The organism is Oleiphilus sp. HI0066, from assembly GCF_001635725.1.
The window spans coordinates 1-938 of record NZ_LWFH01001360.1 but is presented as its reverse complement, the minus strand read 5'-3'; the positions used below and the strand labels follow the sequence as shown (position 1 = coordinate 938).

The window sequence follows — 938 nt, the reverse complement described above, 5'->3', positions numbered from 1 at the left end:
ACTCATAGAGACTCCGTTGGTGCAAAAATTTTAAGGGAAATTATACGACTGATTCACCCCGTGGTGTTAGCCTTATTGACCCTAAGGCGGAGCCAAATTATAGTCGTAGTATTAAGAAACACCGACTATCTTAGATGCTCTTTCATTTCGCTCTAGGTCATCACTAAGGAAAGCAGTCATGGACAACTCGTCTATCAGCCGATTCTCAGACAAAGTTGAGCAATTACTTGCCTACTGTCAGCGCCTTGAAGAAGACAATGCTCGCTTACAGCAGTCACAAGAAGAGCTTCATAACGAACGTACTCAACTACTACAAAAAAACGAACTCGCAAAATCTAAGATAGAAGGCATGATCGGTCGCCTACGTGCTTTGGAGCAAAATTAATGTCTGAGCAGAATACGCTTGAAGTAAAGATTCTGGACAAAGAGTATCTCGTCGCCTGCCCAGCAGACAAACAAAAAGAACTTCGTGAAGCTTCAGTGCAGCTCGACAGCAAAATGCGTGAAATACGTAATTCTGGAAAGATTTTTGGCAGTGAACGTATTGCTGTAATGGCTGCTTTGAATCTTACCTACGAGTTAATGCAAAGCTCTGAGAACACTTTTGGTGATCAAAAGAAATTATCAAAGCTTGAAGCACAAATGGATCGCATGCTCGGTGCGAAAGACGCTCGCTAGTTTCAACTTTAATTTTTTGTTTTTTTTAGGAATGCTGAATGCAAACAGCTAAGTAAATACATATACTTGCGATGTGTTCTGGAATGTTTGCCAGCTAGATAAGTCCTCGAGCCGATACTTAGTACCAGGCAAGTATGTTGTATGATGTGTGCAGGTCCCCATCGACGGGAAAGCCTAATTCATATCATGTGCTAGCCACCTTGAACCTTTTCGGTTCAAGGCCCTATCAGGCAGCGGCATTTCGGGCACACTACTTTAAA

At 42.4% G+C, this 938-nt stretch carries 2 protein-coding genes and 1 other RNA gene; all 3 read left to right on the top strand.

Annotated features, from left to right (window positions below; translation table 11 throughout):
- Window positions 1–178 precede the first annotated feature (178 nt).
- The 3 genes from A3738_RS20690 to ssrS all read left to right on the top strand — a co-directional run bounded on the left by A3738_RS20690 (window position 179) and on the right by ssrS (window position 929).
- The gene (locus tag A3738_RS20690; protein WP_068475982.1) at window positions 179–385 is read left to right on the top strand and encodes a TIGR02449 family protein; all 207 of its coding nucleotides are present in this window, start codon (window positions 179–181) and stop codon (window positions 383–385) included.
- Window positions 385–678 carry a cell division protein ZapA gene (locus A3738_RS20685; RefSeq protein ID WP_068475983.1) on the top strand — a complete coding sequence of 98 codons (294 nt, stop codon included), beginning with the start codon at window positions 385–387 and terminating at the stop codon, window positions 676–678. Before A3738_RS20690 ends, A3738_RS20685 begins: the two co-directional genes overlap by 1 nt.
- Before the next feature lie 72 nt (window positions 679–750).
- A non-coding RNA gene (gene ssrS / locus A3738_RS20680) (6S RNA) lies at window positions 751–929 on the top strand.
- The last annotated feature ends 9 nt before the right edge of the window (window positions 930–938 follow it).

Coding starts and splice junctions, on each gene's coding strand:
- A3738_RS20685 (WP_068475983.1), top strand. CDS start 385: ATGTCTGAGCAGAATACGCTTGAAGTAAAGATTCTGGACAAAGAGTAT.
- A3738_RS20690 (WP_068475982.1), top strand. CDS start 179: ATGGACAACTCGTCTATCAGCCGATTCTCAGACAAAGTTGAGCAATTA.